Origin of the sequence: Streptomyces sp. NPDC059009 (assembly GCF_042740175.1) — a bacterium.
Classification (GTDB): domain Bacteria; phylum Actinomycetota; class Actinomycetes; order Streptomycetales; family Streptomycetaceae; genus Streptomyces.
On record NZ_JBHYJB010000011.1, the window covers coordinates 195,527 to 221,598 of the forward strand.

Annotated in this window: 21 protein-coding genes; 15 read left to right on the forward strand and 6 right to left on the reverse strand. The window is 71.6% G+C overall.

The annotated features are described in order from the left end of the window. The first annotated feature begins 63 nt into the window (after positions 1 to 63). Together ACFWYM_RS14135 and ACFWYM_RS14140 are read left to right on the forward strand one after the other, a co-directional pair. A complete protein-coding gene (locus ACFWYM_RS14135; protein WP_384835131.1) occupies positions 64 to 1,266 on the forward strand; it encodes a sensor histidine kinase in 1,203 nt (400 codons plus the stop codon). Between the two features lie 59 nt (positions 1,267 to 1,325). After that, positions 1,326 to 2,000 (forward strand): response regulator, encoded by a 675-nt coding sequence (locus tag ACFWYM_RS14140; protein WP_384835134.1) that lies wholly within the window; start codon positions 1,326 to 1,328, stop codon positions 1,998 to 2,000. A 54-nt stretch (positions 2,001 to 2,054) separates the two neighbouring features. Here the strand turns inward: ACFWYM_RS14140 and ACFWYM_RS14145 are convergent, their stop codons facing one another. After that, positions 2,055 to 3,173 (reverse strand): DUF5937 family protein, encoded by a 1,119-nt coding sequence (locus ACFWYM_RS14145; protein ID WP_384835137.1) that lies wholly within the window; start codon positions 3,171 to 3,173, stop codon positions 2,055 to 2,057. A 240-nt stretch (positions 3,174 to 3,413) separates the two neighbouring features. Between ACFWYM_RS14145 and ACFWYM_RS14150 the strand changes: the two genes are divergently transcribed. Beyond that, positions 3,414 to 3,632: a hypothetical protein gene (locus ACFWYM_RS14150; RefSeq protein ID WP_384835140.1), complete on the forward strand. Its 219-nt coding sequence runs from the start codon at positions 3,414 to 3,416 to the stop codon at positions 3,630 to 3,632. A 22-nt stretch (positions 3,633 to 3,654) separates the two neighbouring features. Here the strand turns inward: ACFWYM_RS14150 and ACFWYM_RS14155 are convergent, their stop codons facing one another. Next, the gene (locus tag ACFWYM_RS14155; RefSeq protein WP_384835143.1) at positions 3,655 to 4,815 is read right to left on the reverse strand and encodes a threonine aldolase family protein; all 1,161 of its coding nucleotides are present in this window, start codon (positions 4,813 to 4,815) and stop codon (positions 3,655 to 3,657) included. A 160-nt stretch (positions 4,816 to 4,975) separates the two neighbouring features. Between ACFWYM_RS14155 and ACFWYM_RS14160 the strand changes: the two genes are divergently transcribed. From ACFWYM_RS14160 to ACFWYM_RS14210, 11 genes are all read left to right on the forward strand, one after another. Next, on the forward strand, positions 4,976 to 6,058 hold the full coding sequence (locus tag ACFWYM_RS14160; RefSeq protein ID WP_384835146.1) for a Rossmann-like and DUF2520 domain-containing protein: 1,083 nt from the start codon (positions 4,976 to 4,978) through the stop codon (positions 6,056 to 6,058). Beyond that, complete coding sequence (gene panC / locus ACFWYM_RS14165; RefSeq protein WP_384835150.1) at positions 6,055 to 7,071, forward strand: pantoate--beta-alanine ligase; 1,017 nt, start codon at positions 6,055 to 6,057, stop codon at positions 7,069 to 7,071. Before ACFWYM_RS14160 ends, panC begins: the two co-directional genes overlap by 4 nt. Next, positions 7,068 to 8,771 carry an L-aspartate oxidase gene (locus ACFWYM_RS14170; protein ID WP_384835153.1) on the forward strand — a complete coding sequence of 568 codons (1,704 nt, stop codon included), beginning with the start codon at positions 7,068 to 7,070 and terminating at the stop codon, positions 8,769 to 8,771. The genes panC and ACFWYM_RS14170 overlap by 4 nt, the downstream gene beginning before the upstream one ends. Continuing rightward, positions 8,768 to 9,784, forward strand: coding sequence for a carboxylating nicotinate-nucleotide diphosphorylase (nadC, locus tag ACFWYM_RS14175; protein WP_384835156.1), 1,017 nt, complete (start codon positions 8,768 to 8,770; stop codon positions 9,782 to 9,784). The genes ACFWYM_RS14170 and nadC overlap by 4 nt, the downstream gene beginning before the upstream one ends. A 103-nt stretch (positions 9,785 to 9,887) precedes the next feature. Beyond that, positions 9,888 to 10,694: a type III pantothenate kinase gene (locus ACFWYM_RS14180; RefSeq protein ID WP_384835159.1), complete on the forward strand. Its 807-nt coding sequence runs from the start codon at positions 9,888 to 9,890 to the stop codon at positions 10,692 to 10,694. A 71-nt stretch (positions 10,695 to 10,765) separates the two neighbouring features. After that, the gene (locus ACFWYM_RS14185; protein WP_384835162.1) at positions 10,766 to 11,182 is read left to right on the forward strand and encodes a hypothetical protein; all 417 of its coding nucleotides are present in this window, start codon (positions 10,766 to 10,768) and stop codon (positions 11,180 to 11,182) included. A gap of 95 nt (positions 11,183 to 11,277) precedes the next feature. Beyond that, positions 11,278 to 11,880, forward strand: coding sequence for a hypothetical protein (locus tag ACFWYM_RS14190; protein ID WP_384835165.1), 603 nt, complete (start codon positions 11,278 to 11,280; stop codon positions 11,878 to 11,880). A gap of 13 nt (positions 11,881 to 11,893) precedes the next feature. Then, the gene (locus ACFWYM_RS14195) at positions 11,894 to 12,073 is read left to right on the forward strand and encodes a hypothetical protein (protein WP_384835168.1); all 180 of its coding nucleotides are present in this window, start codon (positions 11,894 to 11,896) and stop codon (positions 12,071 to 12,073) included. Between the two features lie 203 nt (positions 12,074 to 12,276). After that, positions 12,277 to 12,609 (forward strand): BlaI/MecI/CopY family transcriptional regulator, encoded by a 333-nt coding sequence (locus ACFWYM_RS14200; protein WP_384835172.1) that lies wholly within the window; start codon positions 12,277 to 12,279, stop codon positions 12,607 to 12,609. Between the two features lie 9 nt (positions 12,610 to 12,618). Beyond that, positions 12,619 to 13,152, forward strand: coding sequence for an amino-acid N-acetyltransferase (locus ACFWYM_RS14205; RefSeq protein WP_384835175.1), 534 nt, complete (start codon positions 12,619 to 12,621; stop codon positions 13,150 to 13,152). 232 nt (positions 13,153 to 13,384) lie between these two features. Continuing rightward, on the forward strand, positions 13,385 to 13,720 hold the full coding sequence (locus ACFWYM_RS14210) for an Lsr2 family protein (RefSeq protein WP_384835178.1): 336 nt from the start codon (positions 13,385 to 13,387) through the stop codon (positions 13,718 to 13,720). Here the strand turns inward: ACFWYM_RS14210 and ACFWYM_RS14215 are convergent. Beyond that, complete coding sequence (locus tag ACFWYM_RS14215; protein WP_384835181.1) at positions 13,699 to 14,304, reverse strand: SCO3374 family protein; 606 nt, start codon at positions 14,302 to 14,304, stop codon at positions 13,699 to 13,701. The genes ACFWYM_RS14210 and ACFWYM_RS14215 overlap by 22 nt on opposite strands. Before the next feature lie 430 nt (positions 14,305 to 14,734). On the opposite strand from ACFWYM_RS14215, the gene ACFWYM_RS14220 reads away from it, so the two are divergent. Beyond that, entirely contained in the window at positions 14,735 to 17,263 is a 2,529-nt protein-coding gene (locus tag ACFWYM_RS14220; protein ID WP_384835184.1) for an ATP-dependent Clp protease ATP-binding subunit, read from the forward strand. Between the two features lie 97 nt (positions 17,264 to 17,360). Here the strand turns inward: ACFWYM_RS14220 and ACFWYM_RS14225 are convergent, their stop codons facing one another. From ACFWYM_RS14225 to ACFWYM_RS14235, 3 genes are all read right to left on the reverse strand, one after another. Beyond that, positions 17,361 to 19,928: an NACHT domain-containing protein gene (locus tag ACFWYM_RS14225; RefSeq protein WP_384835187.1), complete on the reverse strand. Its 2,568-nt coding sequence runs from the start codon at positions 19,926 to 19,928 to the stop codon at positions 17,361 to 17,363. Between the two features lie 92 nt (positions 19,929 to 20,020). Next, the gene (locus tag ACFWYM_RS14230) at positions 20,021 to 22,588 is read right to left on the reverse strand and encodes an NACHT domain-containing protein (protein ID WP_384835190.1); all 2,568 of its coding nucleotides are present in this window, start codon (positions 22,586 to 22,588) and stop codon (positions 20,021 to 20,023) included. Positions 22,589 to 22,606: 18 nt separating this feature from the next. Continuing rightward, complete coding sequence (locus ACFWYM_RS14235; RefSeq protein ID WP_384835193.1) at positions 22,607 to 25,699, reverse strand: NACHT domain-containing protein; 3,093 nt, start codon at positions 25,697 to 25,699, stop codon at positions 22,607 to 22,609. Positions 25,700 to 26,072 lie beyond the last annotated feature (373 nt).

Here is a 26,072-nt window from a genome sequence, read left to right on the forward strand (position 1 = left end):
CGAGGCACGGATCGGACCTCCGGTTGACCCCGGGGCGCCGTGAGCCTGCCTACGCTGGGTTACGTGCAGCGCCTCTACGACTTCCTCCGCAGACACCCGACCGGGGTCGACAGCTTCTGGGCCGTCATCCTGCTCGGGATCTCCGGCATGAGCCTGGTGGCGCAGACCAACGCGGAGCAGCAGGAACCGCGCCTCGTCGCGCTGCCCGTGCTGCTGACCCTCTGCCTCGTCGTGGCGCTGCGCCGCCGGGCGCCGGAGAAGATGCTGCTGCTCGCCGCGTTCACGGGCGTGGTCCAGCTGATCCTCGGGGTGGAGACGAACGTCGCGAACTTCGCGATGCTCGTGATCATCTACACCGCCGCGGCCGACGGCCCGAAGTGGGCCTCCCGGTTCGCCCTCGTGGGCGGCCTGTGCGCGGCGCCGCTCGCGCAGCTGCGCTGGCCCGAGAACAATGCCAGCACCTTCGGCCAGATCTTCTTCACGGGCTTCCTGATAGTGCCGTTCGCGCTCGCCTGGGTGCTCGGCGACTCCATCCGCACCCGGCGCGCCTACCTCGCCCAGCTCGAGGAACGCGCCGACCGCCTGGAGAAGGAGCGCGAGGCGCAGTCGAAGGTCGCGGTGGCGGCCGAGCGGGCACGCATCGCGCGTGAGCTCCACGACGTCGTCGCGCACAACGTCTCCGTGATGGTGGTCCAGGCCGACGGCGCCGCGTACGTCCTGGACGCCGCCCCGGACCAGGCCAAGCAGGCCCTGGAGACGATCTCCGGGACCGGCCGCCAGGCGCTCGCCGAAATGCGCCGCCTCCTTGGTGTGCTGCGCACCGGAGAGCACCAGGAGAGCGGGGAGTACGTCCCGCAGCCCGACGTCGAGCAGCTCGACGAGCTCATCGAGCAGGTGCGCACCGCGGGTCTGCCCGTGGACTTCAAGGTCGAGGGCACCCCGCGCCCGCTGCCCAGCGGCGTGGAGCTCACGGCCTACCGCATCGTCCAGGAGGCGCTCACCAACACCCGTAAGCACGGCGGTGAGAACGCCGGGGCGAGCGTCCGGCTCGTCTACTTCGACGACGGCCTGGGGCTGCTCGTCGAGGACGACGGCAAGGGCGCACCGCACGAGCTCTACGAGGACGGCGGTGCCGACGGCAGCGGGCACGGCCTGATCGGCATGCGGGAGCGGGTCGGTATGGTCGGCGGCACGCTGGACGCGGGGCCGCGCCCCGGCGGGGGGTTCCGCATCAGCGCCCTGCTGCCGCTCAAGCCTGCACACTGACACCTGTCATCACCCCACAGCCCACTCCTTGTCGCCGATTTCCCTGAAGGGACCCCCCGATGTCGATCCGCGTGATGCTCGTCGACGACCAGGTGCTGCTGCGCACCGGGTTCCGGATGGTGCTGGCCGCGCAGCCGGACATGGAGGTCGTCGCGGAGGCGGGCGACGGCGTCGAGGCCCTGGAGGCGCTGCGGTCGACCGCGGTGGACGTGGTCCTGATGGACGTCCGCATGCCGAAGCTGGACGGTGTGGAGACGACCCGGCGGATCTGCCAGGACCCCAACCCTCCGAAGGTCCTGATCCTGACCACCTTCGACCTCGACGAGTACGCCTTCTCGGGCCTCAAGGCGGGCGCGTCCGGCTTCATGCTGAAGGACGTGCCGCCCGGCGAGCTCCTGGCCGCCATCCGCTCCGTGCACAGCGGTGACGCCGTGGTCGCGCCGTCCACGACGCGGCGGCTGCTCGACCGCTTCGCGCCGATGCTGCCGAGCGCCGGGGGACAGCCCCAGCTCAAGGAGCTCGAGCGGCTCACCGACCGCGAGCGCGAGGTGATGGTGCTGGTCGCGCAGGGCCTGTCGAACGGCGAGATCGCCGCGCGGCTCGTCCTCTCCGAGGCGACCGTGAAGACGCATGTGGGGCGGATCCTGACCAAGCTCGATCTGCGCGACCGGGTGCAGGTGGTCGTCCTCGCGTACGAGACGGGCCTGGTGCGGGCCGGGGGCGGCGGCGCCTGAGCGGCGCCTCAAGTCACCGGAGGGTGCCTCTTCTGCACAGAGGATGCCTGCCGGCTACCGGAGGATGCCCTCCAGGAAGTCGCTGCCGAGCCGCGCGACCACCGTGACGTCCAGCTGGTGCATCACGTACCGGCCGCGGCGCTGGGTGGTGACCAGGCCCGCCTTCTTGAGCACCGCGAGGTGCCGGGACACCTCCGGCGCACTCAGATCGTTCGCGTGCGCCAACTCCCCTGTCGTGTACGGCGCGCGGGCTATGTTCCGGCAGAGCCGCAGCCGCACCGGGTGGGCGAGCGCGGTCAGGCGCTTCTCCAGGGTCTCCACGGAGGTGGGGTTGGTGAGCTCGGGCGCGGCCACCGGGTAGTGCACGACGGGGCGCCAGCCGGGGGCGTGCAGGACCATCAGGTGCGGCCAGGCGAAGTGCGAGGGCACGAAGAGGAGCCCGGCGCCGACCGCGGGGTCGACGGCGGTCGTGGAGCCCAGGGGGAGCTTGTCGACGACGATGCGCTGCGCCCGCTCGTCCAGGGAGAGCGCCCTGGAGACCGTCGACAGCATCTCGGCGAGGCCCTTGTGGCGCAGCACCTCGGTCTTGTGGCGGGCGTCGGCGGCCAGCTCCAGGCGGACCCGGCGCCAGGTGTCCGCGAAGAACGCCTCGTCGCAGTCCTCCAGGAGGCGGCGGACCCAGGCACGGACGGTCTGCGGGTCGAGGAGCAGCCGCTCGGCGAAGTCCAGCTGCCTGGTGCCCCGGGTCGCGGCCAGCTCCAGGGCGCGCTCGCGGCGGTAGCTGTCGACGAGGGGGGACGGCGCCCCCACGTTGTACGAAGTGCCGCAGGTGAACTCCAGGGCGGCGGCGACGAATCGCTCGTCGTCCAGGCGGTCCAGGAGGTCCAGCTCCTCGGTGAGCGTCGTGCCCGGGCGGCCGGTGCCGTCGGTGAGGCCGGCGAACGGCATGAAGATGTCCGAGAACGTGTTCCGCCACAGGAAGTCGGCCTCGTGCAGCCGGTCGGCGAGGTCGGGCTTGAGCGAGGCGGTGGTCGCGGTGGCCCAGCCGTGCAGGCCCGGGTGGTGGCCGGGCTCGGCGAGGGCGTGCAGGGCCACGCCCAGCTCGGCCAGGGGCGACGGCTCGAAGAAGATCCGCTCCTGCGGCAGTCCCGCGATCTCGATGTGCACGCTCATGACGCCATGGTGCACCCGGCCACTGACAGCGTCGCCGTCGATTGACGATCGCCGTCAATCGACGCGACGGGCCCGGTGCGGCGGGCGCAGTGTGGTGGTCACCGGGGGAGCCCCGGCCGACGGTCGACCACAGTCGGGCCACCTCCGGCGACCCATCCACCTGACTTCTTGCCCGCACCCGGCCCACACTTGACTTACGGGTGTCCGGTAAGCGGCCTTTGTCATGAAAGGCGAGATGCCATGAGCCTCACCCAGCAGTACTTGCTCGACACCTACCGTGCCGCCCAGCACCAGGCCCCGACCCCGCCCGCCCCCGGGCAGCAGGACTGGCAGGCGGTCCGCGAACTGCGCGACTACGGCCGCTTCCAGGCCGTCGTCCAGGAGCGCAACGCGCACGGCCGGTTCCGCGCCGCCCTCGCCCGCTTCCTCACCGGCCACCGGGCACCGCACCGCACGTAAGGCCCGGTGCGGTGCCGGGAGGTCACCGGGGCAGCCGGGCCAGGAAGTCCGCGACCGCCGCCTTCACGTCGGCGGCCATCCAGCCCAGGCCCGGCTCGCCCACGGTGACCTCCGTGACGGACAGGCCGTGCGGCCCGTCCGCGAACCAGCGCCCGAACAGCAGGGTCCTCGTCTCCTCGGCCTGGCGCACCGACGCCTCGGTGAGCATGTCCGCGTCGTACGGCAGCCAGACCTGGAACTGGTGCGTGTACGGCCGCTCCGGGCGCACGCGGAACCAGGGCAGCCCGGCCTCCTGGAAGCCCTCGTGCAGTGCGTCCGCGACCACGCGCGCGTGGTCGACGTACTCGGGAAGGCGCGGCAGCACGTGCTCCAGTCCGAGGAGTGCGGACACGGCGGTCGGGAACTGCTGGAAGACCTGGCCCCCGTAGCGGTGCCGCCACGCCTTCGCCTCCTCCACGAGGGTGCTCGGCCCGGCGAGCGCGGCCCCGCCCAGGCCGCCGAGCGACTTGTAGAACGACACGTACACGGTGTCCGCGAGAGCGGCGATCTCGTCCAGCGGGCGCCCGAAGTGCGAGGTGCACTCCCACAGGCGTGCCCCGTCGAAGTGCACCACGGCGTCCCGTTCGCGGGCCGCCGCCACCGTCGCCTCCAGCTCCTGCCAGGTCGGCAGGGCGAAACCGGCCTCCCGGAGCGGCAGTTCGAGCATCAGCGTCCCGAAGGGCTCCTCGAAGTCCCGCACTTCGTCCGCCGTCGGCATCCGGGGCTCGTGCGTCGGGTGCACCACCCGCAGCCCGCTGACCACTTGGAGGGCGTCCCGCTCGTGGACCTCGGGGTGGGCGAGCGGGTGCAGGGCGACCGTCGCGTTCCCGGTGCGGCCCGCCCAGGAGCGCAGGGCGACCTGCTGGGCCATCGTGCCCGTCGGGAAGAAGGCCGCAGCCTCCTTGCCGAGCACCTCCGCGACCCGCTCCTCCAGAGCGGCGACGACCCCGTCCCCGTACATGTCGGGCCGCTGCTCCGGGCCCACGACGTCCGCCGCCCGCGCGGCCAGGTCCGCGAGGCGCACCCCGATCGGCGTGAAGAGGGGCTGGTCGGCCAGCAGGCGCTCGGCCCCGCGGACCGCGGCCTGGCGCCGCTCCGGGGTCACTTCGGCGCGCTCGGAGGGCGCCTCGTCGTTCGCAGTCATCCACAGATCATCGCTCCCGGTCGTACGAATGCCCACAGCCTGTGGACAGCGCTCGACGCGCCCTGAAGCATTCGCGTTAACATGACGAGAAATGGTCCGGCCCCTCTCGGGCCGGAGGCGTCCGGTACCCCGAGCGGACTGGAACGGAAGGCGTCAGCACGTGAACGCACCTCAGCAACCGGCCCCCGGGGACCGCCCAGGACCCCGGCAGCACCCCGATCCGAGGGACCGCCCGGCCCGGCTCACCGTCGGCGTCGTGGGCGCGGGCCGCGTCGGCCCCGCACTCGCCGCGTCCCTGGAGCTCGCAGGCCACCGCACCATGGCCGTCTCGGGCGTCTCGGACGCCTCGGTCCGCCGGGCCGCCACGATGCTGCCCGACGTCCCGCTGGTCCCGCCCGCCGAGGTCCTGGAGCGCGCGGACCTGGTGCTCCTGACGGTGCCGGACGACGCGCTGCCCGGCCTGGTGGAGGGCCTCGCCGAGACCGGCGCCGTCCGCCCGGGCCAGCTCCTCGTGCACACCTCGGGGCGGTACGGCACGAAAGTCCTGGACCCCGCGCTGCGGGCCGGGGCGCTGCCGCTCGCACTGCACCCCGCCATGACCTTCACCGGTACGCCCGTGGACGTCCAGCGGCTCGCGGGCTGCTCCTTCGGCGTGACCGCGCCCGAGGAGCTGCGGCTCGCGGCCGAGGCGCTCGTCATCGAGATGGGCGGCGAGCCCGAGTGGATCCAGGAGGAGGCCAGGCCGCTCTACCACGCGGCGCTCGCGCTCGGCGCGAACCACCTGGTCACGCTGGTCGCCGAGTCCATGGAGCTGCTGCGGGACGCGGGCGTCGAGGCCCCCGACCGCATGCTCGGCCCGCTGCTCGGCGCCGCGCTCGACAACGCCCTGCGCTCGGGCGACGCGGCGCTCACGGGCCCGGTCGCGCGCGGGGACGCGGGCACCGTGGCGGCCCACGTCGCGGAGCTGCGCAAGCACGCGCCGCAGACGGTGGCCGGGTATCTGGCGATGGCCCGCGCCACCGCCGACCGCGCGCTCGCCCACGGCCTGCTCAAGCCGGAGCTCGCCGAGGACCTCCTCGGGGTCCTCGCGGGCAGCGTGGGCGGTGGCACGGGCCCGCGCGGGGGGACGGGCACGGACGGGCCGCGTCCGGAGGAGCCGGGCGCGGACGGGACAGGCACGGACGGACCGGGCACCGACGGGCCGGGCACCGATGGGCCGGGCACCGATGGGGGAGACCGATGACCGCACTGGTGCACACCGCCGACGAGCTGCGCACCCGCGCGCGGGGCGGCGACGGCCGCCGCGTCGTGGTGATGACCATGGGCGCCCTGCACGAGGGCCACGCCACGCTGATCCGCACCGCACGCCGCATGGCGGGCCCCGAGGGAGCGGGCGGCGAAGTCGTCGTGTCGGTCTTCGTGAACCCGCTCCAGTTCGACGAGAGCGCCGACCTCGACCGCTACCCGCGCACCCTGGAAGCCGATGTGAAGACGGCCGAACAGGCGGGCGCGGACGTCGTGTTCGCGCCCTCCGCGGAGGAGGTCTACCCCGGAGGCGAGCCCCAGGTCCGCATCAGCGCGGGCCCCATGGGCGCCCGGCTCGAAGGGGCCGCGCGCCCCGGCCACTTCGACGGGATGCTCACCGTCGTCGCCAAACTGCTCCACCTCACCCGCCCCGATGTCGCCCTGTTCGGACAGAAGGACGCCCAGCAGCTCGCCCTCATCCGCCGCATGGCGGCCGACCTGAACTTCGACGTGGAGATCGTCGGCGTGCCCACGGTCCGCGAGCCCGACGGCCTGGCGCTCTCCAGCCGGAACCGCTTCCTGTCGCCCGCCGAGCGCCGCACCGCCCTCGCCCTGTCCCACGCCCTGTTCGCGGGCCGCGACCGGCACGCGGCCGAGGAGGCCCTCCGCGCGCGGGCCGCCGAGGCACCCGCCACGCACGCGCGTGCCGCGGCCCTCGGCGCCCTCGGCGAGTCCCGCGCGGCGGCCGACGCGCACGCGGTGGCCCAGTCCGCCCCGCGCACCTCGCCCGGCGGCCCCGCGGCCGTCCGCGCCGCCGCCCGCCAGGTCCTGGACGAGGCCGCCCGCCTCCAACCCCCGCTGGAGCTGGACTACTTGGCGCTCGTCGACCCGGCCGACTTCACGGAGGCCGGGCCGGACCACACCGGCGAGGCGGTCCTCGCCGTCGCGGCCCGGGTCGGCGCCACCCGCCTCATCGACAACATCCCGCTGACGTTCGGAGCCCGAGTATGAGTGCCACCGGAATACGGCTGCACGCCCCCGCACCAGGCTGGTCCCTCGCCGCCGACGTCGTGGTCGTCGGCTCGGGAGTGGCCGGACTGACCGCGGCGCTGCGCTGCTCGGCGGCCGGCCTGAAGACCGTCGTCGTCACCAAGGCCCGCCTGGACGACGGCTCCACGCGCTGGGCCCAGGGCGGCATCGCGGCGGCGCTCGGCGAGGGCGACACCCCCGAACAGCACCTGGACGACACGCTCGTGGCGGGCGTGGACCTGTGCGACGAGGAGGCGGTGCGCACCCTCGTCACCGAGGGCCCCGGCGCGCTGCGCCGCCTCATCGAGGCCGGCGCCCACTTCGACAGGGACTCCGAAGGCGGCATCGAGCTCGCCCGGGAGGGCGGCCACCACCGCCGCCGCATCGCGCACGCGGGCGGCGACGCGACCGGCGCCGAGGTCTCCCGAGCCCTCGTCGAAGCGGTCCGCGCGCGCGGCGTACCGACGATCGAGAACGCCCTGGTCCTGGACCTGTTGACGGACCCCGACGGCCACACGGCCGGGGTCTCCCTGCACGTCATGGGCGAGGGCCAGCACGACGGCGTCGGCGCGGTGCACGCCCCCGCGGTGGTGCTCGCCACGGGCGGCATGGGCCAGGTCTTCTCGGTGACGACCAACCCCTCGGTGTCGACCGGTGACGGCGTCGCGCTCGCCCTGCGCGCGGGCGCCGAGGTGAGCGACCTCGAATTCGTGCAGTTCCACCCGACGGCGCTCTTCCTCGGCGCGGACGCGGAGGGCCAGCTGCCGCTGGTCTCCGAGGCGGTACGGGGCGAGGGCGCCCACCTCGTCGACGCGGACGGGGTCCGCTTCATGGTGGGCCAGCACGAGCTCGCGGAGCTCGCCCCGCGCGACATCGTCACCAAGGGCATCACGCGGCGCATGCAGGAACAGGGCGCCGAGCACATGTACTTGGACACCCGCCACTTCGGCGCCGCCATGTGGGAGACCCGCTTCCCCACGATCCTCGCCACCTGCCGCGCCCACGGCATCGACCCGGTCACGGACCCCATCCCGATCGTCCCGGCCGCGCACTACGCCTCCGGCGGCGTCCGCACCGACCCGCGGGGCCGCACCACGGTCGCGGGCCTGTACGCCTGCGGCGAGGTCGCCTGCACCGGCGTCCACGGCGCCAACCGCCTCGCCTCCAACTCCCTTCTGGAGGGCCTGGTCTACGCGGAGCGGATCGCGGCGGACATCGTCGAGAGCCACCGTGAGAACACCCTCCACGCGCGCGTGCCCACGGAAACCGTCGCCACGCAGACGCCGGTCCACCCGCTGCTGCCCCCTGAGTCCCGCTTCGCCATCCAGCGGATCATGACCGAGGGCGCCGGAGTGCTCCGCTCCGCCGAGTCCCTGACCCAGGCGGCCGCCCAGCTCGCCCGCATCCACGCCGAAGCGGCCGGCTCCCTCGACGAGGAGGGCAAGACCGCCGAGCCCGGTGTCGACACCTGGGAGGCCACCAACCTCCTGTGCGTGGCCCGGGTCCTGGTGGCCGCCGCGCTGCGCCGCGAGGAGACCCGGGGCTGCCACTGGCGCGAAGACCACCCCGAGCGGGACGACGCCACCTGGCGGCGCCATATCGTCGTACGCCTGAATCCCAACAGGACCCAGGCCGCGTACACCACCGAGACCGCCCGATTCCCCCGCACCCAGGAGAAGTGACCGTGAGCAGCACTCCCGACGAGCTCCCTCTCGCCCCGACCGGCGGCGGCTGCGGCGACGCCTGCGGCTGTGGCGCCGGATCCGACGCCGAGGCCGTCGGCATGGACGAGTGCGGCCTCGACCCCGCCCTCGCGCAGGCACTCACCGAGGCCGGGCTCGACCCCCTCCAGATCGAGGACCTCGCCCACCTCGCGATCGCCGAGGACCTCGAGTTCTCGCCGGAGAACGTGGACGTGACGACGGTCGCCACCATCCCCGAAGACGCCGTCGCCACCGGCGACTTCACCGCGCGCGTGGCGGGCACCGTCGCGGGCCTGCGGGTCGCCGAGGCGGTCATCTCCGTGGTCTGCGCGGAGGAGTTCGAGGTCGAGCGGCACGTCGAGGACGGCGACCGGGTCGAGGCGGGCCAGAAGCTCCTGAGCGTCACCACCCGCACCCGCGACCTGCTCACCGCCGAGCGCAGCGCCCTCAACCTCCTGTGCCGCCTCTCCGGCATCGCGACGGCCACGCGCGCGTGGGCGGACGCCCTGGAGGGCACGAAGACGAAGGTGCGCGACACCCGCAAGACCACGCCGGGCCTGCGCTCCCTGGAGAAGTTCGCGGTCCGCTGCGGCGGCGGCGTCAACCACCGCATGTCGCTCTCGGACGCGGCCCTGGTCAAGGACAACCACGTGGTGGCCGCGGGCGGCGTCGCCCCCGCCTTCAAGGCCGTACGGGAGCTCTTCCCGGACCTCGCGATCGAGGTCGAGGTCGACACGCTGCACCAGCTCCGCGAAGTCGTGGACGCGGGCGCCGACTTGATCCTCCTGGACAACTTCACGCCGGGGGAGACCGAGGAGGCCGTCGCCATCGTCGACGGCCGCGCCCTCCTGGAGTCCTCGGGCCGCCTGACGCTGGAGAACGCGCGCGCGTACGCGGACACCGGCGTCGACTACCTCGCGGTCGGCGCCCTCACCCACTCGTCGCCGATCCTCGACATCGGCCTCGACCTGCGGGAAGCGGTGCGGGACTGATGCTGTCGACCATCGACGTGGGCAACACCCGCCCGCCCGTCGCCCCACCCACCACCCCTGTCGCCTCTGTCCTCGGCACGGCGCGCGGAGAGGAAGGCGCCGCATGCTGCTGACCATCGACGTGGGCAACACCCACACCGTGCTGGGCCTCTTCGACGGCGAGGACATCGTCGAGCACTGGCGCATCTCCACAGACGCCCGCCGCACCGCCGACGAACTCGCCGTCCTGCTCAACGGGTTGATGGGCATGCACCCGCTGCTCGGCGAGGAGCTCGGCGACGGCATCGACGGCATCGCGATCTGCTCGACCGTCCCCTCGGTCCTGCACGAGCTGCGCGAGGTCACCCGCCGCTACTACGGAGACGTGCCCGCCGTCCTCGTGGAGCCCGGCATCAAGACCGGCGTACCGATCCTCATGGACAACCCCAAGGAGGTCGGCGCCGACCGCATCATCAACGCGGTCGCGGCGGTCGAGCTCTACGGGGGACCGGCCATCGTCGTCGACTTCGGCACGGCGACGACGTTCGACGCGGTCTCCGCGCGCGGGGAGTACGCGGGCGGCGTCATCGCCCCCGGCATCGAGATCTCCGTGGAGGCCCTCGGCGTGCGCGGCGCCCAGCTCCGCAAGATCGAGCTGGCCCGGCCGCGCAGCGTCATCGGCAAGAACACCGTGGAGGCCATGCAGGCGGGCATCCTGTACGGCTTCGCGGGCCAGGTCGACGGCGTCGTGCACCGCATGGCGCGCGAACTGGCGGGCGCGGGCGGCGACCCGGACGACGTGACGGTCATCGCCACCGGCGGCCTCGCCCCGATGGTCCTCGGCGAGGCATCCGTGATCGACGAGCACGAGCCCTGGCTGACCCTGATCGGCCTGCGCCTGGTCTACGAGCGGAACGTCTCGCGCAGCTGACGACCCGTCAAGAAGTCGCGCACAACCATCCCGGCCCTGCAAGAGTCTGCGCAGGGACGGGAATTGGGGCGGTGTCTGATGGGCGTGGCTGGGTGACGAAGACGAAGACCAGGGCGAGACGTAAAAGGCGCTGGGCCGCGGCGGCGACGACCGCGGCCGCACTGACCGCGCTGGCAGCCCCTGCGGCCGCCGCGCCCGCCGCCGGCGGACCACCCCAAGTCCGCCCGGACACCGCCCACTTCACGTCGTACGACACCCCCGACACCCCCGGTGCTCCCGGCGCCACCGAGACGGTGACCGTCACGGAGACCCCGGCCCCCACCCGCCCGCAGGAGCCCGCGCGCCCGGACGGCGAGCCGCACATCACCAAGGACGCCCCGCTGGCCGACACCGGCGCCGGCCTCCTCGTCTGGATCGCGGTCCTCGCGGCGGCAGCGCTCGGCGTCGGCGCCGTCGCGTTCGCGCTCTCCCGCCGCCGCCCCGACTGACACCCGGGCCACGCCAGAAATTGGCGTTAAGCGGATTTTGTCCGATTGGCGCGTAATCTCGGCCCATGCCCACGCCATACGGATCACGCGGAGGCATGGCCTTCGGCGCGGAGGAGCTGCGTGTGCTCCGCCGGGCTCTGGCCCTCGCCCTGCACCCCAGTACCGCTTCCGACGCGGACGTCCAGGACTGCCTCCGCCTCGCCGGCTCGGTCGACGAGGCGGTACGCGAGGCGGCCCGGCTCCGCGCCTTCCTGACGGCCGACCTGGCCCGCTACCGGGCGGCCCTGCCCGGCACCGCGGCCGGCTATCTCACGCTCCTGGAGGAGGTGCTCGGCTCGGGGTACCAGCCGGGCACCGACGACCTCGCGGCGCTGCGCGCGTTGCGCGGCAACCCCGTGGCGGCCGCCCTCCTCGACCGCTGCCGGGCCCTCGCCGAACAGGCCGTGCGCGCCCGCCTCGCGGGCCGCTGCGTCCCCGCGGCGGCGCCCGCCCCGGCCGCGGTGCCCGCGTCGCGCACCCGACTGCTCGCCCTGCCCGGCGGCCGCGGCGCCGAGGACCCCCGCCCCAAGCCGCCCGCCGAGCGCCCCGCCCCCACGCCCGAGCACCCCCGCCCCGTCCCCACCCCGGCCGAGGTCTTCCCTCCCAAGCGCCGCCCCGCCCCGCCCGAGGACCCGGCGCAGCACCTCGAGGCGGGCTAGCTACCCTGGGGGCATGGACTACGTCTCCGCGCTCGTACCCCCCGTAGTGATGGCTGTGTTCTTCATCGGTCTCATCGTGACGATCGTGAAGACCCAGGGCGGCGCCAACAAGGCCAAGGAGGACGCGGCCGTGGACGCCGCCGTCGCCCGGGCCGAAGCCGTCCGGCAGACCCCGAACACCGGCGGCGCCTGACCGGGCGCACGCCCCCGACGCCCGACCAGGGCGCACGACTCGTCGGTATTCCGAGTCGTGCGCCCTTTTTGTTGCGGAAATGACAGGTATGCCACGTCCATCACGCCATTAGTGACATCTCCCACTATTGTTCTGCTGTGCCTCGTCCATTGGGAGAACTCGAAGACGCAGTCATGACACGGGTGTGGAAGTGGAACCGCCCCGTGACCGTTCGAGAAGTCCTGGAAGACCTTCAGCAGGAACGGTCCATCGCCTACACCACGGTCATGACCGTTTTGGACAATCTCCACCAGAAGGGCTGGGTGCGCCGTGAAGCGGAAGGGCGGGCCTATCGATATGAGGCCGTCTCCACACGCGCCGCGTACGCGGCCGCACTGATGAACGAAGCCTGGTCCCAGAGCGACAACCCCGCCGCCGCACTCGTCGCCTTCTTCGGCATGATGTCGCCGGAACAACGAGAAGCGCTCAGCGACGCGATGCGCATCGTGCAAGGACCGGAGAACCCCGGGGCAACGGAGCGGCCCCCGGGGCGATAGCGTCCGTCCATGCCAGCAGAGCCAGCCGAACTCAGCGCGAAAGCGGTCACCGTACGCCGGGCCCGGGCCTCCGATGTTCCGGCCGTGCGCCAGCTCCTCGACTCGTACGCCCGTGAGGGCATCCTGCTCGACAAAGCGACCGTGACGCTTTACGAGTCGATCCAGGAGTTCTGGGTCGCGGAACGCGACGACAACGGGGAGGTCGTCGGCTGCGGCGCCCTCCACGTCATGTGGGAAGACCTAGCGGAAGTGCGCACACTCGCGGTGAGCCCTGTGGTCAAGGGCGCCGGAGTGGGGCACCAGATCCTCGGGAAGTTGCTGCAGACAGCACGTTGGCTCGGTGTCCGACGCCTTTTCTGTCTCACCTTCGAAGTCGAGTTCTTCGCCAAGCACGGCTTCGTGGAGATCGGCGAGGCCCCGGTCGACAGAGATGTCTACAGCGAGCTCCTGCGTTCCTATGACGAGGGCGTCGCGGAGTTCCTCGGCCTCGAACGAGTGAAACCGAACACCTTGGGCAACAGCCGGATGCTTCTGCATCTGTGATCGTCGCGAAGCTATTCCGGGCAGTCCCCTTGCCCCGGTCGCCTATGTCCGAAACGCGCATGTTTCCAGGCCGCTCGGGGCTGTGGGTCTCTCCCAGGGGTTTGTGTTTTTCCAGCAAAAGCGGTTTGCTTTCCGACGTACTGCAGTACTGCATATAACAGGGGACGGCGATTCAGCGGCTCACCTCACGCCGCGTGGACCGGCCCAGAAGTTATCGATGAAAGGAAATCCGGTGGCACAGAAGGTTCAGGTCCTTCTTGTCGATGACCTCGACGGTGGCGAGGCGGACGAGACCGTGACGTTTGCGCTGGACGGTAAGTCGTACGAGATCGACCTCACCACCGCGAACGCGGACAAGCTCCGTGGCCTCCTCGAGCCGTACCTCAAGGGTGGTCGTCGTACCGGAGGGCGTGCCAGCGGCCGCGGCAAGGGCCGTACGCCCGCCGCGAGCGGCAACCAGGACACCGCGGCGATCCGCGCCTGGGCGAAGGACAACGGTTTCGAGGTCAACGACCGCGGCCGGGTGCCCGCGTCGATCCGCGAGGCCTACGAGAAGGCCAACGGCTGACGGCACATTCGCCGCAGCCGGACCCGGTGGCACTGCGTTGCCGCCGTGTCCACGAGCCGTACCAGACCGGAGCCCGCGGTGCCGCCGCCGGGGAGCGGGCCCTGGCCGTCGGGGGACGCCAGGGAAGGCAGCGCCGGAAGCGTCGGCTCCACCTCACATCCCGGTTCGGGGGGTCGCAGCCAGACAGCGGCCCCCTGTACGCCTGTCAGGCCCGGGTGGTCGCCCGTCAGGCCCGGGGGCAGCGGGGCCTCCATCGTCCCGCCCGCGCCGATCGCGCTGAGATCGAGGGGCAGTCCGCCCCACTCCAGCCAGTCGAGCAGCCCCGGCAGTTCGTCCGCCCCGCCCGCGGCCACCAGGATGCGCATCACCCCGCCCTGCACCGCCACCGGCGCCTTCGGCCCGAGGTGGTGCAGCACCGCGCGGCCCGCCTCCACGGGCAGCTCCAGGACGTCGAAGCGCAGCCCCGTGCGCAGCCGCACCGGGGTGCCCGGAGCGGTCGCCCAGCCGAGCTCGTGCTCGTACCACCGCCGGACCGGATCGTTCCGGTCGAGCGGGGGCCGGGGGTGGGGCACCGTGGGGACCATGTCCGGAGCAACACCCCAAGCCCGCCAAGGGTTACGCCGGGTCGTCGCTCGGATACGGTGTGTGTCCGAAATGGGGGCGTGCGAGGTGGTTCGGCGGCGCAAGGGTGTTCGCCCGTAGCGGAGGGAACCGGGGTGCGCCGCATGGAGTGTCAGTCCTTACGGGTAAGACATCCCTTGTGGGGAGGGGCGACACGCTCGCGAAGCAGCCGCACGTTCGCCATCGGCGTAGTGGCGGAGTGGGTAACTGCTTGGCCTGCGGGAACATCGTCTCGCACCATCAGGTTGGAGCAGATGTCGGCGTTCGGGGCAGGAGGCCAAGGACGGGTGTCGGCAGTTGGAATGAGCGGTCCCCGCTTGCGGGACTAAGCTGCGGAAGGACAGGGAGGGGACCGACCCCTTACTGCCTGACCGCTCTGAGGAGCGATTAACGATGTTCGAGAGGTTCACCGACCGCGCGCGGCGGGTTGTCGTCCTGGCTCAGGAAGAAGCCCGGATGCTCAACCACAACTACATCGGCACCGAGCACATCCTCCTGGGCTTGATCCATGAGGGCGAGGGTGTCGCCGCTAAGGCCCTGGAGAGCCTCGGGATTTCGCTCGAGGCGGTCCGCCAGCAGGTGGAGGAGATCATCGGTCAGGGCCAGCAGGCCCCGTCCGGCCACATCCCCTTCACCCCCCGTGCCAAGAAGGTCCTGGAGCTCTCGCTCCGCGAGGCCCTTCAGCTGGGCCACAACTACATCGGCACGGAGCACATCCTGCTCGGCCTGATCCGCGAGGGCGAGGGCGTCGCCGCCCAGGTCCTGGTCAAGCTGGGCGCCGATCTCAACCGGGTGCGGCAGCAGGTCATCCAGCTGCTCTCCGGCTACCAGGGCAAGGAGACCGCCACCGCCGGCGGTCCTGCCGAGGGCACGCCCTCCACGTCCCTGGTGCTCGACCAGTTCGGCCGGAACCTCACCCAGGCCGCTCGTGAGTCCAAGCTCGACCCGGTCATCGGGCGCGAGAAGGAGATCGAGCGGGTCATGCAGGTGCTGTCCCGCCGTACCAAGAACAACCCGGTCCTGATCGGTGAGCCCGGCGTCGGCAAGACCGCCGTCGTCGAGGGTCTCGCCCAGGCCATCGTCAAGGGCGAGGTGCCCGAGACCCTCAAGGACAAGCACCTCTACACCCTGGACCTCGGCGCGCTGGTCGCCGGCTCCCGCTACCGCGGTGACTTCGAAGAGCGCCTGAAGAAGGTGCTCAAGGAGATCCGCACCCGCGGCGACATCATCCTGTTCATCGACGAGCTCCACACCCTCGTGGGTGCGGGTGCCGCCGAGGGCGCGATCGACGCCGCGAGCATCCTCAAGCCGATGCTCGCCCGCGGTGAGCTCCAGACCATCGGTGCGACGACGCTCGACGAGTACCGCAAGCACCTGGAGAAGGACGCCGCGCTCGAGCGCCGCTTCCAGCCCATCCAGGTCGCGGAGCCGTCGCTGCCGCACACCATCGAGATCCTGAAGGGCCTTCGCGACCGGTACGAGGCGCACCACCGTGTGTCCATCACCGACGAGGCCCTCGTCCAGGCCGCGACCCTGGCCGACCGGTACATCTCGGACCGCTTCCTGCCGGACAAGGCGATCGACCTGATCGACGAGGCCGGTTCCCGGATGCGCATCCGCCGGATGACCGCGCCGCCGGACCTCCGCGAGTTCGACGAGAAGATCGCGGGTGTCCGCCGCGACAAGGAGTCCGCGATCGACTCGCAGGACTTCGAGAAGGCCGCTTCCCTGCGCGACAAGGAGAAGCAGCTCCTGGCCGCCAAGGCCAAGCGCGAGAAGGAGTGGAAGGCCGGCGACATGGACGTCGTCGCCGAGGTCGACGGCGAGCTGATCGCCGAGGTCCTCGCGACCGCCACCGGCATTCCGGTCTTCAAGCTCACGGAGGAGGAGTCCTCCCGCCTGCTGCGCATGGAGGACGAGCTGCACAAGCGCGTCATCGGCCAGAAGGACGCCGTCAAGGCGCTCTCGAAGGCGATCCGGCGTACGCGTGCGGGCCTCAAGGACCCGAAGCGCCCCGGCGGTTCGTTCATCTTCGCCGGTCCGTCCGGTGTCGGTAAGACCGAACTCTCCAAGGCGCTCGCCGAGTTCCTCTTCGGTGACGAGGACGCGCTGATCTCCCTCGACATGTCGGAGTTCAGCGAGAAGCACACGGTTTCGCGTCTCTTCGGTTCGCCCCCCGGTTACGTGGGTTACGAAGAGGGCGGCCAGCTCACGGAGAAGGTGCGGCGCAAGCCGTTCTCGGTGGTTCTCTTCGACGAGGTCGAAAAGGCCCACCCGGATATCTTCAACTCGCTCCTGCAGATCCTGGAGGACGGTCGCCTGACCGACTCCCAGGGCCGCGTCGTGGACTTCAAGAACACGGTCATCATCATGACGACCAACCTTGGAACCCGTGACATCTCGAAGGGCTTCAACCTGGGCTTCGCGGCTCAGGGCGACACGAAGTCCAACTACGAGCGCATGAAGAACAAGGTGTCGGACGAGCTCAAGCAGCACTTCCGCCCCGAATTCCTCAACCGCGTCGACGACGTCGTGGTCTTCCCGCAGCTCAGCCAGGACGACATCCTCCAGATCGTCGACCTGATGATCGGCAAGGTGGACGAGCGCCTGAAGGACCGGGACATGGGCATCGAGCTCTCCCAGTCCGCCAAGGAGCTCCTCGCCAAGAAGGGTTACGACCCGGTGCTCGGCGCGCGGCCGCTGCGTCGCACGATCCAGCGCGAGGTCGAGGACACCCTCTCGGAGAAGATCCTCTTCGGCGAGCTGCGCCCCGGCCACATCGTGGTCGTCGACACGGAGGGCGAGGGCGAGACCCAGACCTTCACCTTCCGTGGCGAGGAGAAGACGGCGCTGCCGGACGTCCCGCCGATCGAGCAGGCGGCGGGCGGCGGAGCCGGACCGAACCTGAGCAAGGAGGCATAGCCTCCGGGCGCGACCGCGCCTGAATGCTTGAAGGGGCTGCCCCGGACCGTTTCACACGGTCCGGGGCAGCCCCTTTCTTTGTCGGCTTCTTTGTCGGCTACGCCGTGATCGTGATTCCCTCCGGGACGTTCCGCACCCGCGGCAGCCGTGGATTCACGCGCAGCACCCGCAGGTTCGGGAAGTGCGCCAGCCACGCCATGTCCGGGTCGACGGGCCCCGCGTTGAGCCAGAGGTGGGTGAGGCTCTCGCGCTCCAGGCCCTCGCGGAGTTCCGCGGTCTCCATGACGCCGACCAGCTCGACCCGGGGCCGCCCGCCCAGGCTCCGCAGCGCCGCGAGCTCGGCCGTGTCGGAGACCGGGAAGTACAGGCCCTTCGGGTCCAGGTGGGCGATGATCTCGCGGGCGTACCGCTCGGTGTCGAAGCGGCGCCAGGAGCGGGCCAGTTCGTTGCGGACGCTGAGGGAGGAGCGGTCGCGCAGCCGGGCCAGGTAGTCGATGGCGGCGTCGTCCTCGACGCGGGTCGCGGTGATGGCGAGCAGCAGCGCCTGTGCGTCGTCGGTGACCTGCTCGGGGTCGGGGAGCTGCTCCAGGACGATCGGGCCGACCCAGCCGAGGCCCCGGGCGGCCAGCTCCGTCGTCGGGCGTACGAGGTGCTTCGTGCGCTCGTGGACGAGGTCCCGTACCGCCGGGTCGAGCTCCGTGACGTGCTCCAGGCAGGCGACGGCCATCAGACGGCGGTGGTTGACCTGCGGGCGGCGCAGCTTGGGGGCGGCGGACAGGAGCCGCTCCAGGAACTCGGCGCACTCATCGGGGCGCGCGTGGGCGGCGGCCATGCGGATGACCTCCTCCCAGGCCGGCTTGTGGGCGTGGTCGACGAGGGAGAGCAGCCGGCCGTGGGCCACCAGCTCCTTCGCGGCCAGGTAGTCCTGGAAGGTGCGGTGGGTGAAGTCGACGGAGACGTCCGCCTGTTCGCGCAGCAGGCCGGTGCGGTGCAGGAGATGGCTGAAGATCTTCTCGCCGTCGCCCTGGGCGCGCGCGGAGGGGATCGCGGGCAGCGCCTCGTCGAGGATCGCCACGACCCGCTCGCGCGGCAGCTCCGAGACGCCCTCGTCCAGCATCGCCTGTGCGAGCTTGCGCAACAGAAGCTCGCGCGGGCCCTGTTGGAGGTGTACGTCGTCCGCGTACAGGACGTCGCGCTCCGGGTCGCGGCGCTGCAGGAGCATCTCCAGGGCCGCGTCGTAGAGCTCCTTGCGGCCCTTGGGCAGCGAACCGGAGCGGTCCCGGTTCAGGGCGCAGATGAGGCCGCACATCAGCGGGTTGGTGGCGAGCTGGCGGAGCTCGCGGTAGAGCCGTACGGAGTGCAGGAGGCGCTGCTCGTACTCCTTCAGCTCGTCCCGGTCGCGCTGTTCGCGGCAGTGGTCGTCGCTGCGGGCCGCCGTGTGCCAGTCGCGGACGAAGCGGGTGACCTGGTCGCGGGACATGGGGGCGAGGGACAGCTCCGCGAAGCCCTCGTCCGCGAGGCGCTCCTCGGCGAGCCAGCCGTCCTCGACGGCGGAGGGCCGCGAGGTGACCAGACAGCCCGTGCCGGAGTAGATGCGCAGCAGTCGGCGGAGCTGGTCGCGCAGGGCGCCCCTGGTCTCCTCCGGGGCCTCGTCGATGCCGTCGACGAGGAGGAGGGCGCGGCCCGACAGCAGGGTGCGCACGACCCAGCCCTCCGGAGCCCGGTCGGCCAGGGGGTGGCGCACGGCCTTCAGGAAGTCGTCGGGGGCCGGGAACCCTTCGCGGGCGAACCGGCGTACGGGCAGGACGAAGGGGACGCGGGCGCCCGCACGGGCGGTGGCCACGGCGAGCCACTGCACCAGCGTCGTCTTGCCGGAGCCCGCGACGCCGCGCAGCATGACCCGCTCGTGCCCCTCCAGGGCCCGGTCGGCGAGCAGCACGGTGCGCTGCTCGCCCGCGACGCCGCTGCCGCTGGACTCCTCGGCCTCCAGGCTGAGGTAGGTGTCCTCCAGGGGCCAGCGGTCCGGCGCGTTGGCGAAGTCCACGCCGACGATGCGCAGCCAGCCGTGCTGGCGCACGACCTCTTCGGCGTACGCGGCTTCGAACTCGACGTCCTCACGCGGGCGTTCGGGCTGGCGGGCGGCGGCCTCGGTGTCGTTCAGGTCCACGAGCTGACGGATCCGGCTGGAGCGCTCCGGGAGGTGGCGCTGGATGTACGGGGAGTGGCGCACGAGATGGTGCAGGACGTGCAGGCAGACGGCGACGAGCAGTTCGTCGTGGAACCACGCGGCATCCGGCGTCAGGGCCCGGTCGGCGCCCTGGACGGCGCCCCGCAGCCGGCGCGCGTAGTCCTGCGGGCCGAGCCGCACCGCGTCGGCGTCCGTGAGGTCGAGCTCTCCGGCGGCGAGCAGCGTCCGCGTCAACACCTGGGCCACGGCTTCGAGTTCGGCCGTCGGGGCGGAGTGGGTCTCGGCGGCCAGCTGGATCAGCTCGCCCGCGGTGTGGTGCACGTCGTCCGGGCCTGCCGGGGCGTGCGGGCCGCGCCAGGTGGTGCGGGCGGCGATCAGCTCGGGGGCCGTCGGGGGGTCGGACGGGATCTGGAAGAGCCGTTGGATCAGGGGGGCCGCGGTGGTGGACGGGATGCGGACGACGGGCTCCATGGGCATGGGGACGTCCTGGGATCGGTGGTGGGCTCAAGCGGTCATCGGTGGTGGGCTCAAGCGGTCGTCGGTGATGGGCTCAAGCAGTCAAGGGTAGGTCAACTCCCTCTGGCGCGCGGGGTGGTGAGGACGATCCAGGCCGGTACCTGCTCGGCGATGGCCGAGGGCACCTCCGACTCCACGTAGACCTCCTGGAGGTTCGGGAAGGCGGCGAGCCAGGTGAGCCCTTCGACGGGGTGGGGCGCTTCGACGGAGAGGTGGGTGAGTCGGTCCGCGACGATGAGTTCGGTGAGGTATTCCACCCGGTAGGCGCCCTTGACGCGGATGTCGGCCCAGCCGCCGATGGCGCGGAGGGTCTCCAGGTCCTCGCGGGTGCGGACGATGACCCGGTGCTGCTCGGGCAGGTGGGCGAGGATCTCATGGGCGTAGCGCTCCCGGTCGAAGCGGTCCCAGGCCCCGGCCAGGGTCTTCTGGACCGCCTCGCCCGGGTAGGTGCGGAAGCGGGTCAGGAAGTGCAGGGCGCTGTCGCTGCCGATGCGGGCCGCCGCCTCGACCACGCGGTACGCCGTGGTCCGGCTGCTGAGGTCCTCCGGGCCTGGCAGCAGCGCGAGCACCAACTCGCCTCCTGCATGAGCCAGTTGATCAGCCTGTACCAGCGTGCGCGGTGGAATCAGCGACTCCACTCCCTCCTCCACGAGTGCGCGTACGTCCGGCGCCAGCTCCGCCGCGTACGGCAACCCGGAGGCGGCCAGCAGCTTCCCGCGCGGGGTGCCCCTTCTTTCCACCAGCCGCCGCAGCATCAGCTCGGCCTCTTTGGGCCGTGCGTGCGCGATGGCGAGCAGGATGACGTCCTCCCACTCGGTCTTGTCGGCGTTGTTCAGGAGCAGGTCGAAGTCGAGCTCCTGCACGGCGAGCCGCGCCCCGAGATAGTCCTGAAAGGTCCGGTGCAGGAAGTCCACGCGACCCTCGGCGGGCTCGCGGAGCAGCCCGGACCGCAGCAGCAGCGAGGTGTACACCTCTTCGGGGGTGCCGGGCACGGGCACCGAGGGAAGTGCCTGCCCGATGATGTGCAGCGCCTCCGAACGGTCCATCTCCGAACGGCTGTTGCGGATCAGCCACCACGCCAGCTTCTGGAAGAACTGGATCTGCTGCGCGTACGGGATGCGCACCTCGCCCCGGCCGTCGACCTCCCGCTCGACGTCCCGGCGCTCCAGGAGCATGCTCAGGGCCGCCTCGTACAGGGACTTGCGGTCCTGCGGCACGAAGCCGCGCCGGTCGCGGTGGAGGGCACAGAGCATGCCGCACATCAGCGGGTTGGTGGCGAGCCGGTTGAGTTCGTCGGCGGTGCGCACGGAGCGCAGCAGGGCCATCCCGATGGTCTCGTCGGCCCCGGCGGCACGATGCCAGCGGCGTACGAAGGTGGCGACGTCGTCCCGGCCCATCGGGGAGAGCGTCAGCTCCGCGAAGCCGGTGGTGTCCAGCCACTTGTCGGGCACGGCCGAGGGGCGCGACGTGACGAGCCACAGGTTGCCGGGAAAGGTGTGGATCAGCTCGCGCAGCCACCGCTTGGCGGACTCGCGGCGCTCCTCGGAGATCTCGTCGATCCCGTCGACGAGGAGCACGCCGCGCCGTGCCCGCAGGACGCGCTCCACCCAGCCGGCCGGCTGCTCACCGGCGACGGGGCAGCTGACGGCCCTCAAGAAGTCGCCGGGAATGGGGAGTTCGGTGCGCGGGCGCACGATCCGCCGCATCGGCAGCACGAACGGCACCCGTCCGATGAGGTGAGTGAGCCCGTGCTCGTACGTCCGGTCCGCCGCCTTCACCGCGAGCCACTGGACCAGTGTGGTCTTGCCGGACCCGGCGACGCCGCGCAGCAGCACGTGGTCCTGCTGGGCGAGGATCTGCTCGGCGGTCACGTGGGTGCCGTCGTCCCCGAAGTGTCCGCTTTCCGCTTCCAGGCTGAGATACGCGGTGTCCAGCGGCCACTCGCTGGTCCCCGCGTGGACGTCGAGCCCGTAGATGGTGAGCGTGCCGTGCCGGGCGGCGATGTGGTCGGCGTACCGCGCCTCGAAGGCGGCGTCCTCGGCGGACTGCGACGGCAGGCGGTCCAGAAGTACGTCAATTGTCGTGATCAGCCTGGCCAGTTGCTGGGTCTGGACGGTCTGCATGCGGGCGATGTACGTGGAGCGCCGGGTGAAGAAGTTCAGGATGTGCAGGGCGGCGGTGTGCAGGAGGCGGTCGTAGAGGAGCTCGCCGCTCTCGCTGAGCCCGAAGGCGGTGATGACGGCGCCCGACTGCCGGCGCAGCGTCCGCGCGAACTCCTCCGGTCCGAGCGCGACCGCCTCGTAGTCCTCGATGGTGATGGTGCCGAGGGCGGTGAGGGAGTGGGCGAGGGCGTTGCGGACGGCGAGCGCCTCGGAGGCGTCAACGGGGCGTTCGTGCGCGGGCGTTGACGTGAGGGCGCGGCGGACGAGTTCGTCGGCGACCTTCTGGACGTCCTTCGGGGTGACGTTGCGTTTCTCGTGGCCGAAGGTGACCAGGGCGGATATGCGGATGGGCTTGTCGACCAGGGCGGCGCCGGGCTGGGCCTGGAGGAAGAGCTTCTTGATGAGGGGGGTTACTGCTGTGGAGGCCAGGCGGGCGCCTAAGGCTGTGGGGTCGGGCATGAGGGGGAGGGTCTCAGGTCAGGAGGATAGGTGGTAGACGTCGAGTCGGATGGAGGCGGGGAGAGGGCCGAGTTCGGTGTGCCAAGGCGCGGGGACCCTCAGCTCGGCCAGGTTGGGGAAGAGCGCCATGAGGTGCTCGACGTCGGTGCGCGGGCTGGCCCAAACGGCCATGTCGTTGAGCGACACCGCCTTGACACCCGGCAGGCGCAGACCGTGAGGCGCGTGTGCCAGAGCCTCGATCGGCAGGTTCAGCTTCTCCAGGAGGGGCAGGCGGGCGAGGATCCGCCAGTGCTCGGCCGAGGCAGGGAGCGCTTCGCCTCCGAAAATGAGCCACCGCAACTCCGGCCAGCGCTCCAGGAGTTCGAAGTCGTCCTGGCGCATCCGCGCAGAGGAGTCGTAGAGGCCGATCGTGCGCAGCGGGGCCTCGGTGGGGAAGAGGGAGAGGCTCCAGTGCTCATCGATGTCGAAGAGACGGAGGGCTTCGAGGCGGTGTAGGGCAGCCAGGGCCTCGGGGGAGAGGTGGGCTGGGGGCGCCCACAGGCTCAGGGAGGTCGGCTCGCAGGCCACGATGAGGCGGGAGGCGGTCGCGGGAGAGACAGTCGCGAGGATGCCCAGGAGCTTCGGATGGATCCCGAGCCGCTCCAGCTCCATGACCTGGTCCGCGTTGTGCAGCGTGAACTCTGTCTCTCCATCGTTGAGTTGGGCGATCACGTGCTCCGCGTACAGGCGGCAGTCATAGCGGTTCCAGCCCCACATGAGCTGGCTGCGGGAGGCGAGCCCGGGATGGCGGGCGAGCCGCGAGAGGAAGGGGACCGCGGCATCCGAGGGGATGTTCGTCGCGGTGAGCGCCACGAGCCAGGCATCCCGGTCGCTCAACTCACCGGGGTCGGGCAGCAGATCGAGGACCACGGGTCCCACCTCTATGAGCTTGTTGGCCTCTTGTGGGGTGCGCGGCGGGATCAGCTCAGCCGTCCGCCGCTCCACCTCTCCCCGTACGGCAGGCGCCAGCTCCGCCGCGTGCTCCAGACAGGCCGCCGCGAGGAGGTGCACCCGCATGCGCTCCTGTTCGTTGCGGGCGTCCCCGAACGCGATCAGCTCCTCCAAGAGCTCCGCCCGGTCCCGCGGCCGCCCCTGTGCCACCGCCATCCGTATGACATCGGCCCACTGGTCGTCCGCCCCGTGCTGCGCGAGCACCCCGAAGTCGCCCTCGTCCACGGCCGCCCGCGCACCCAGGAAGTCCTGGAAGGTGCGGTGGATGAAGTCGACCGTGTCCGGGCCGGGTTCGCGCAGCAGGCCGCTTCGCTGGAGGAAGTGCTCGAAGACGGCGTGCGCGTCGCCGAGCGCGGCGACCTCCGGCACGGACGGGAGCGCGTCCGCGATGATCGTCTCGGCCCGTGAACGGTCCATCACCGTACGGCCGTTGCGGATCAGCCAGTACGCGAGCCGCTGGAGAAGCTGGAGCTGGGGCTCCTCTCGCAACTCCGGTACATCCATGTGACGTTCACGGTCCCGGCGTATCAAGAGCATCGACAGGGCTGCCGTGTAGAGGTCCTTGCGGCCGAGGGGGAGGAAGCCGCGGCGGTCCCGGTGGAGCGCGCAGATCAGCCCGCACATCAGGGGGTTGGTGGCGAGGAGGCCGAGATCCGGCTTGGTCCTGACCGCTTCCAGGAGCTGGCTCTCGTACGTGGAGAGGGCGGTGTCCTCGTCGGCGGCGCCCGTCGTCGCGGCGCTGTGCCAGCGCCTGATGAAGGCGGCGACCTCGGCCGAGCCCATGGGGGAGAGGGTGAGCTCGGTGAAGGCTTCGTCGGCGAGCCAGTCCTCGCGTACGGCGGAGGGGCGGGAGGTGACCAGCCAGCGGTTGCCGGGGTACGCGTCGATGAGGTCGCTCATCCAGGCGCGGGTGCGTGCGCGCTCGGTGTCGGGGACCTCGTCGATGCCGTCGATGAGGACGAGGGCGCGGCCCGCGCGGAGTACCCGGGACTCCCAGCCGTTCGGCTGCTCGCCGGAGAGGGGGCAGTCCACGGCGGCCAGGAAGTCCTTGGGGGCGGGGAGGCGCTCGCCGTGGCGGGTGAGGGTGCGCAGGGGGAGGACGTAGGGGACGCGGTCGTGGAGGTAGGACATGCGGTCGTCGTCCGGGGCGCCCTGCCGGGCCGCGCTCACCGCCAGCCACTGGACCAGTGTCGTCTTGCCGGAGCCCGCCTCGCCGCGCAGGAGGACGCGGTCGTGGGTGGTGAGGGCCTGGTCGGCGGGGCGGGGGGCCGTGGCGCGCAGGTTCAGTTCACGGATCGTCGCCTCGAGCGCCTCGTCCTCGTCGATGGAGACGGGTGGGCGCCAGCCGCCGAGCTCCTGCTGCCGCACGTACTCGGACCTCGTGATCGCCGCCCCGCTCGTCGCCTCCAGCGACATGTACGCCGCGTCCAGCGGCCACTTCCCCGGCGAGTTCGCCAGATCGATCCCGAAGATCGTCAGCTTCCCGTGCCGCCTCGCCGCATACGCCAGGTACCGCTCCTCGAACGCCACGTCCTCCGCCCCCGGCAACGGACTCCGCGCGATCAACTCGTCCACGAGCGCGATGAGTTGACCCTGCCTCCGGCTCTGCGCCACCAGCGTCGCCGCCACGAACGTCGACCGCTGTGTGAAGAAGTGCAGGATCTGGAGGCAGGTCGCGGTGAGCAGGCGCTCGTAGAAGTACGTGGCGTCCGCCGACAGGTAATGCTCCGGGGACGGGAGATCACCGGCCGCGGCCGCCTCCCGCAGCCGACGCGCCAGCGCCTCATGGCCCAGCTCCACCGCCTCCACATCTGTGAGCGTGAGGTCGCCCAGCGCATGCAGCGTCCGCGCGAGGGCGTCCGCGACCGCCCGCTGCTCGTCGGGGGCGATGGGGCGCTCGCCCGCCCGCAGGGCCTGGTGGACCAGTTCCCGCGCGAGCTTCGCCAGGTCCTTCCCGGTCAGCTTCCGCTTCTCTCCCGTGAAGGAGACGAGGGCGTCCAGGCGCACGGGCTTGTCCGCGAGCCCCGCGCCCGGCCCCGGCCGCACGAACAGCTTCTTCACCAAGGGGGAGACGGCCCGCGAGGCGAGCCGCGAGCCGGTGCCGATGACCGCCGGATCCATGCGCGCGAGCGTAGCGGCCGTCACATTCCCGGGGTGGTGGATCTTAGAGCGCGGTGACATGACGCACAGGCGATTTGTCCGGTACTAGGCGGAATAGTGGATGTGCCCGTGCGCGACGTCGGGACTTTCGGTCCGCAACCTCCGGGACCTTCGTCGCGTCCGGCGTGACGAGCGGCCGGGCCGCAGGTGGCGGGGGAGCGGGGCGGACGCGACCTGGGGCCAAACCTTCGCGGCCCGAGAGATTTCGATACGAGACCGATGGGTGTTTGTCCCCTTTTGGCCGTGTCAAGGAGAGGAAATCCCGACCTTTCACTACGGCTTTGGGTAGTAGATGGGCGTTTTGGGCGGGGGTGGGGCGGCGGGTTACCAAGGT

Excerpts from the sequence above, each read along its gene's own strand:
- ACFWYM_RS14170 (WP_384835153.1), top strand. The coding sequence starts at position 7,068 with ATGAGTGCCACCGGAATACGGCTGCACGCCCCCGCACCAGGCTGGTCC.
- ACFWYM_RS14145 (WP_384835137.1), bottom strand. The coding sequence starts at position 3,173 with ATGAGCGTGCACATCGAGATCGCGGGACTGCCGCAGGAGCGGATCTTC.
- ACFWYM_RS14235 (WP_384835193.1), bottom strand. The coding sequence starts at position 25,699 with ATGGATCCGGCGGTCATCGGCACCGGCTCGCGGCTCGCCTCGCGGGCC.
- ACFWYM_RS14215 (WP_384835181.1), bottom strand. The coding sequence starts at position 14,304 with ATGGTCCCCACGGTGCCCCACCCCCGGCCCCCGCTCGACCGGAACGAT.
- ACFWYM_RS14150 (WP_384835140.1), top strand. The coding sequence starts at position 3,414 with ATGAGCCTCACCCAGCAGTACTTGCTCGACACCTACCGTGCCGCCCAG.
- ACFWYM_RS14155 (WP_384835143.1), bottom strand. The coding sequence starts at position 4,815 with ATGACTGCGAACGACGAGGCGCCCTCCGAGCGCGCCGAAGTGACCCCG.
- ACFWYM_RS14205 (WP_384835175.1), top strand. The coding sequence starts at position 12,619 with ATGCCAGCAGAGCCAGCCGAACTCAGCGCGAAAGCGGTCACCGTACGC.
- ACFWYM_RS14190 (WP_384835165.1), top strand. The coding sequence starts at position 11,278 with ATGGCCTTCGGCGCGGAGGAGCTGCGTGTGCTCCGCCGGGCTCTGGCC.
- panC (WP_384835150.1), top strand. The coding sequence starts at position 6,055 with ATGACCGCACTGGTGCACACCGCCGACGAGCTGCGCACCCGCGCGCGG.
- ACFWYM_RS14220 (WP_384835184.1), top strand. The coding sequence starts at position 14,735 with ATGTTCGAGAGGTTCACCGACCGCGCGCGGCGGGTTGTCGTCCTGGCT.
- ACFWYM_RS14195 (WP_384835168.1), top strand. The coding sequence starts at position 11,894 with ATGGACTACGTCTCCGCGCTCGTACCCCCCGTAGTGATGGCTGTGTTC.
- ACFWYM_RS14225 (WP_384835187.1), bottom strand. The coding sequence starts at position 19,928 with ATGCCCATGGAGCCCGTCGTCCGCATCCCGTCCACCACCGCGGCCCCC.
- ACFWYM_RS14230 (WP_384835190.1), bottom strand. The coding sequence starts at position 22,588 with ATGCCCGACCCCACAGCCTTAGGCGCCCGCCTGGCCTCCACAGCAGTA.
- ACFWYM_RS14140 (WP_384835134.1), top strand. The coding sequence starts at position 1,326 with ATGTCGATCCGCGTGATGCTCGTCGACGACCAGGTGCTGCTGCGCACC.
- ACFWYM_RS14180 (WP_384835159.1), top strand. The coding sequence starts at position 9,888 with ATGCTGCTGACCATCGACGTGGGCAACACCCACACCGTGCTGGGCCTC.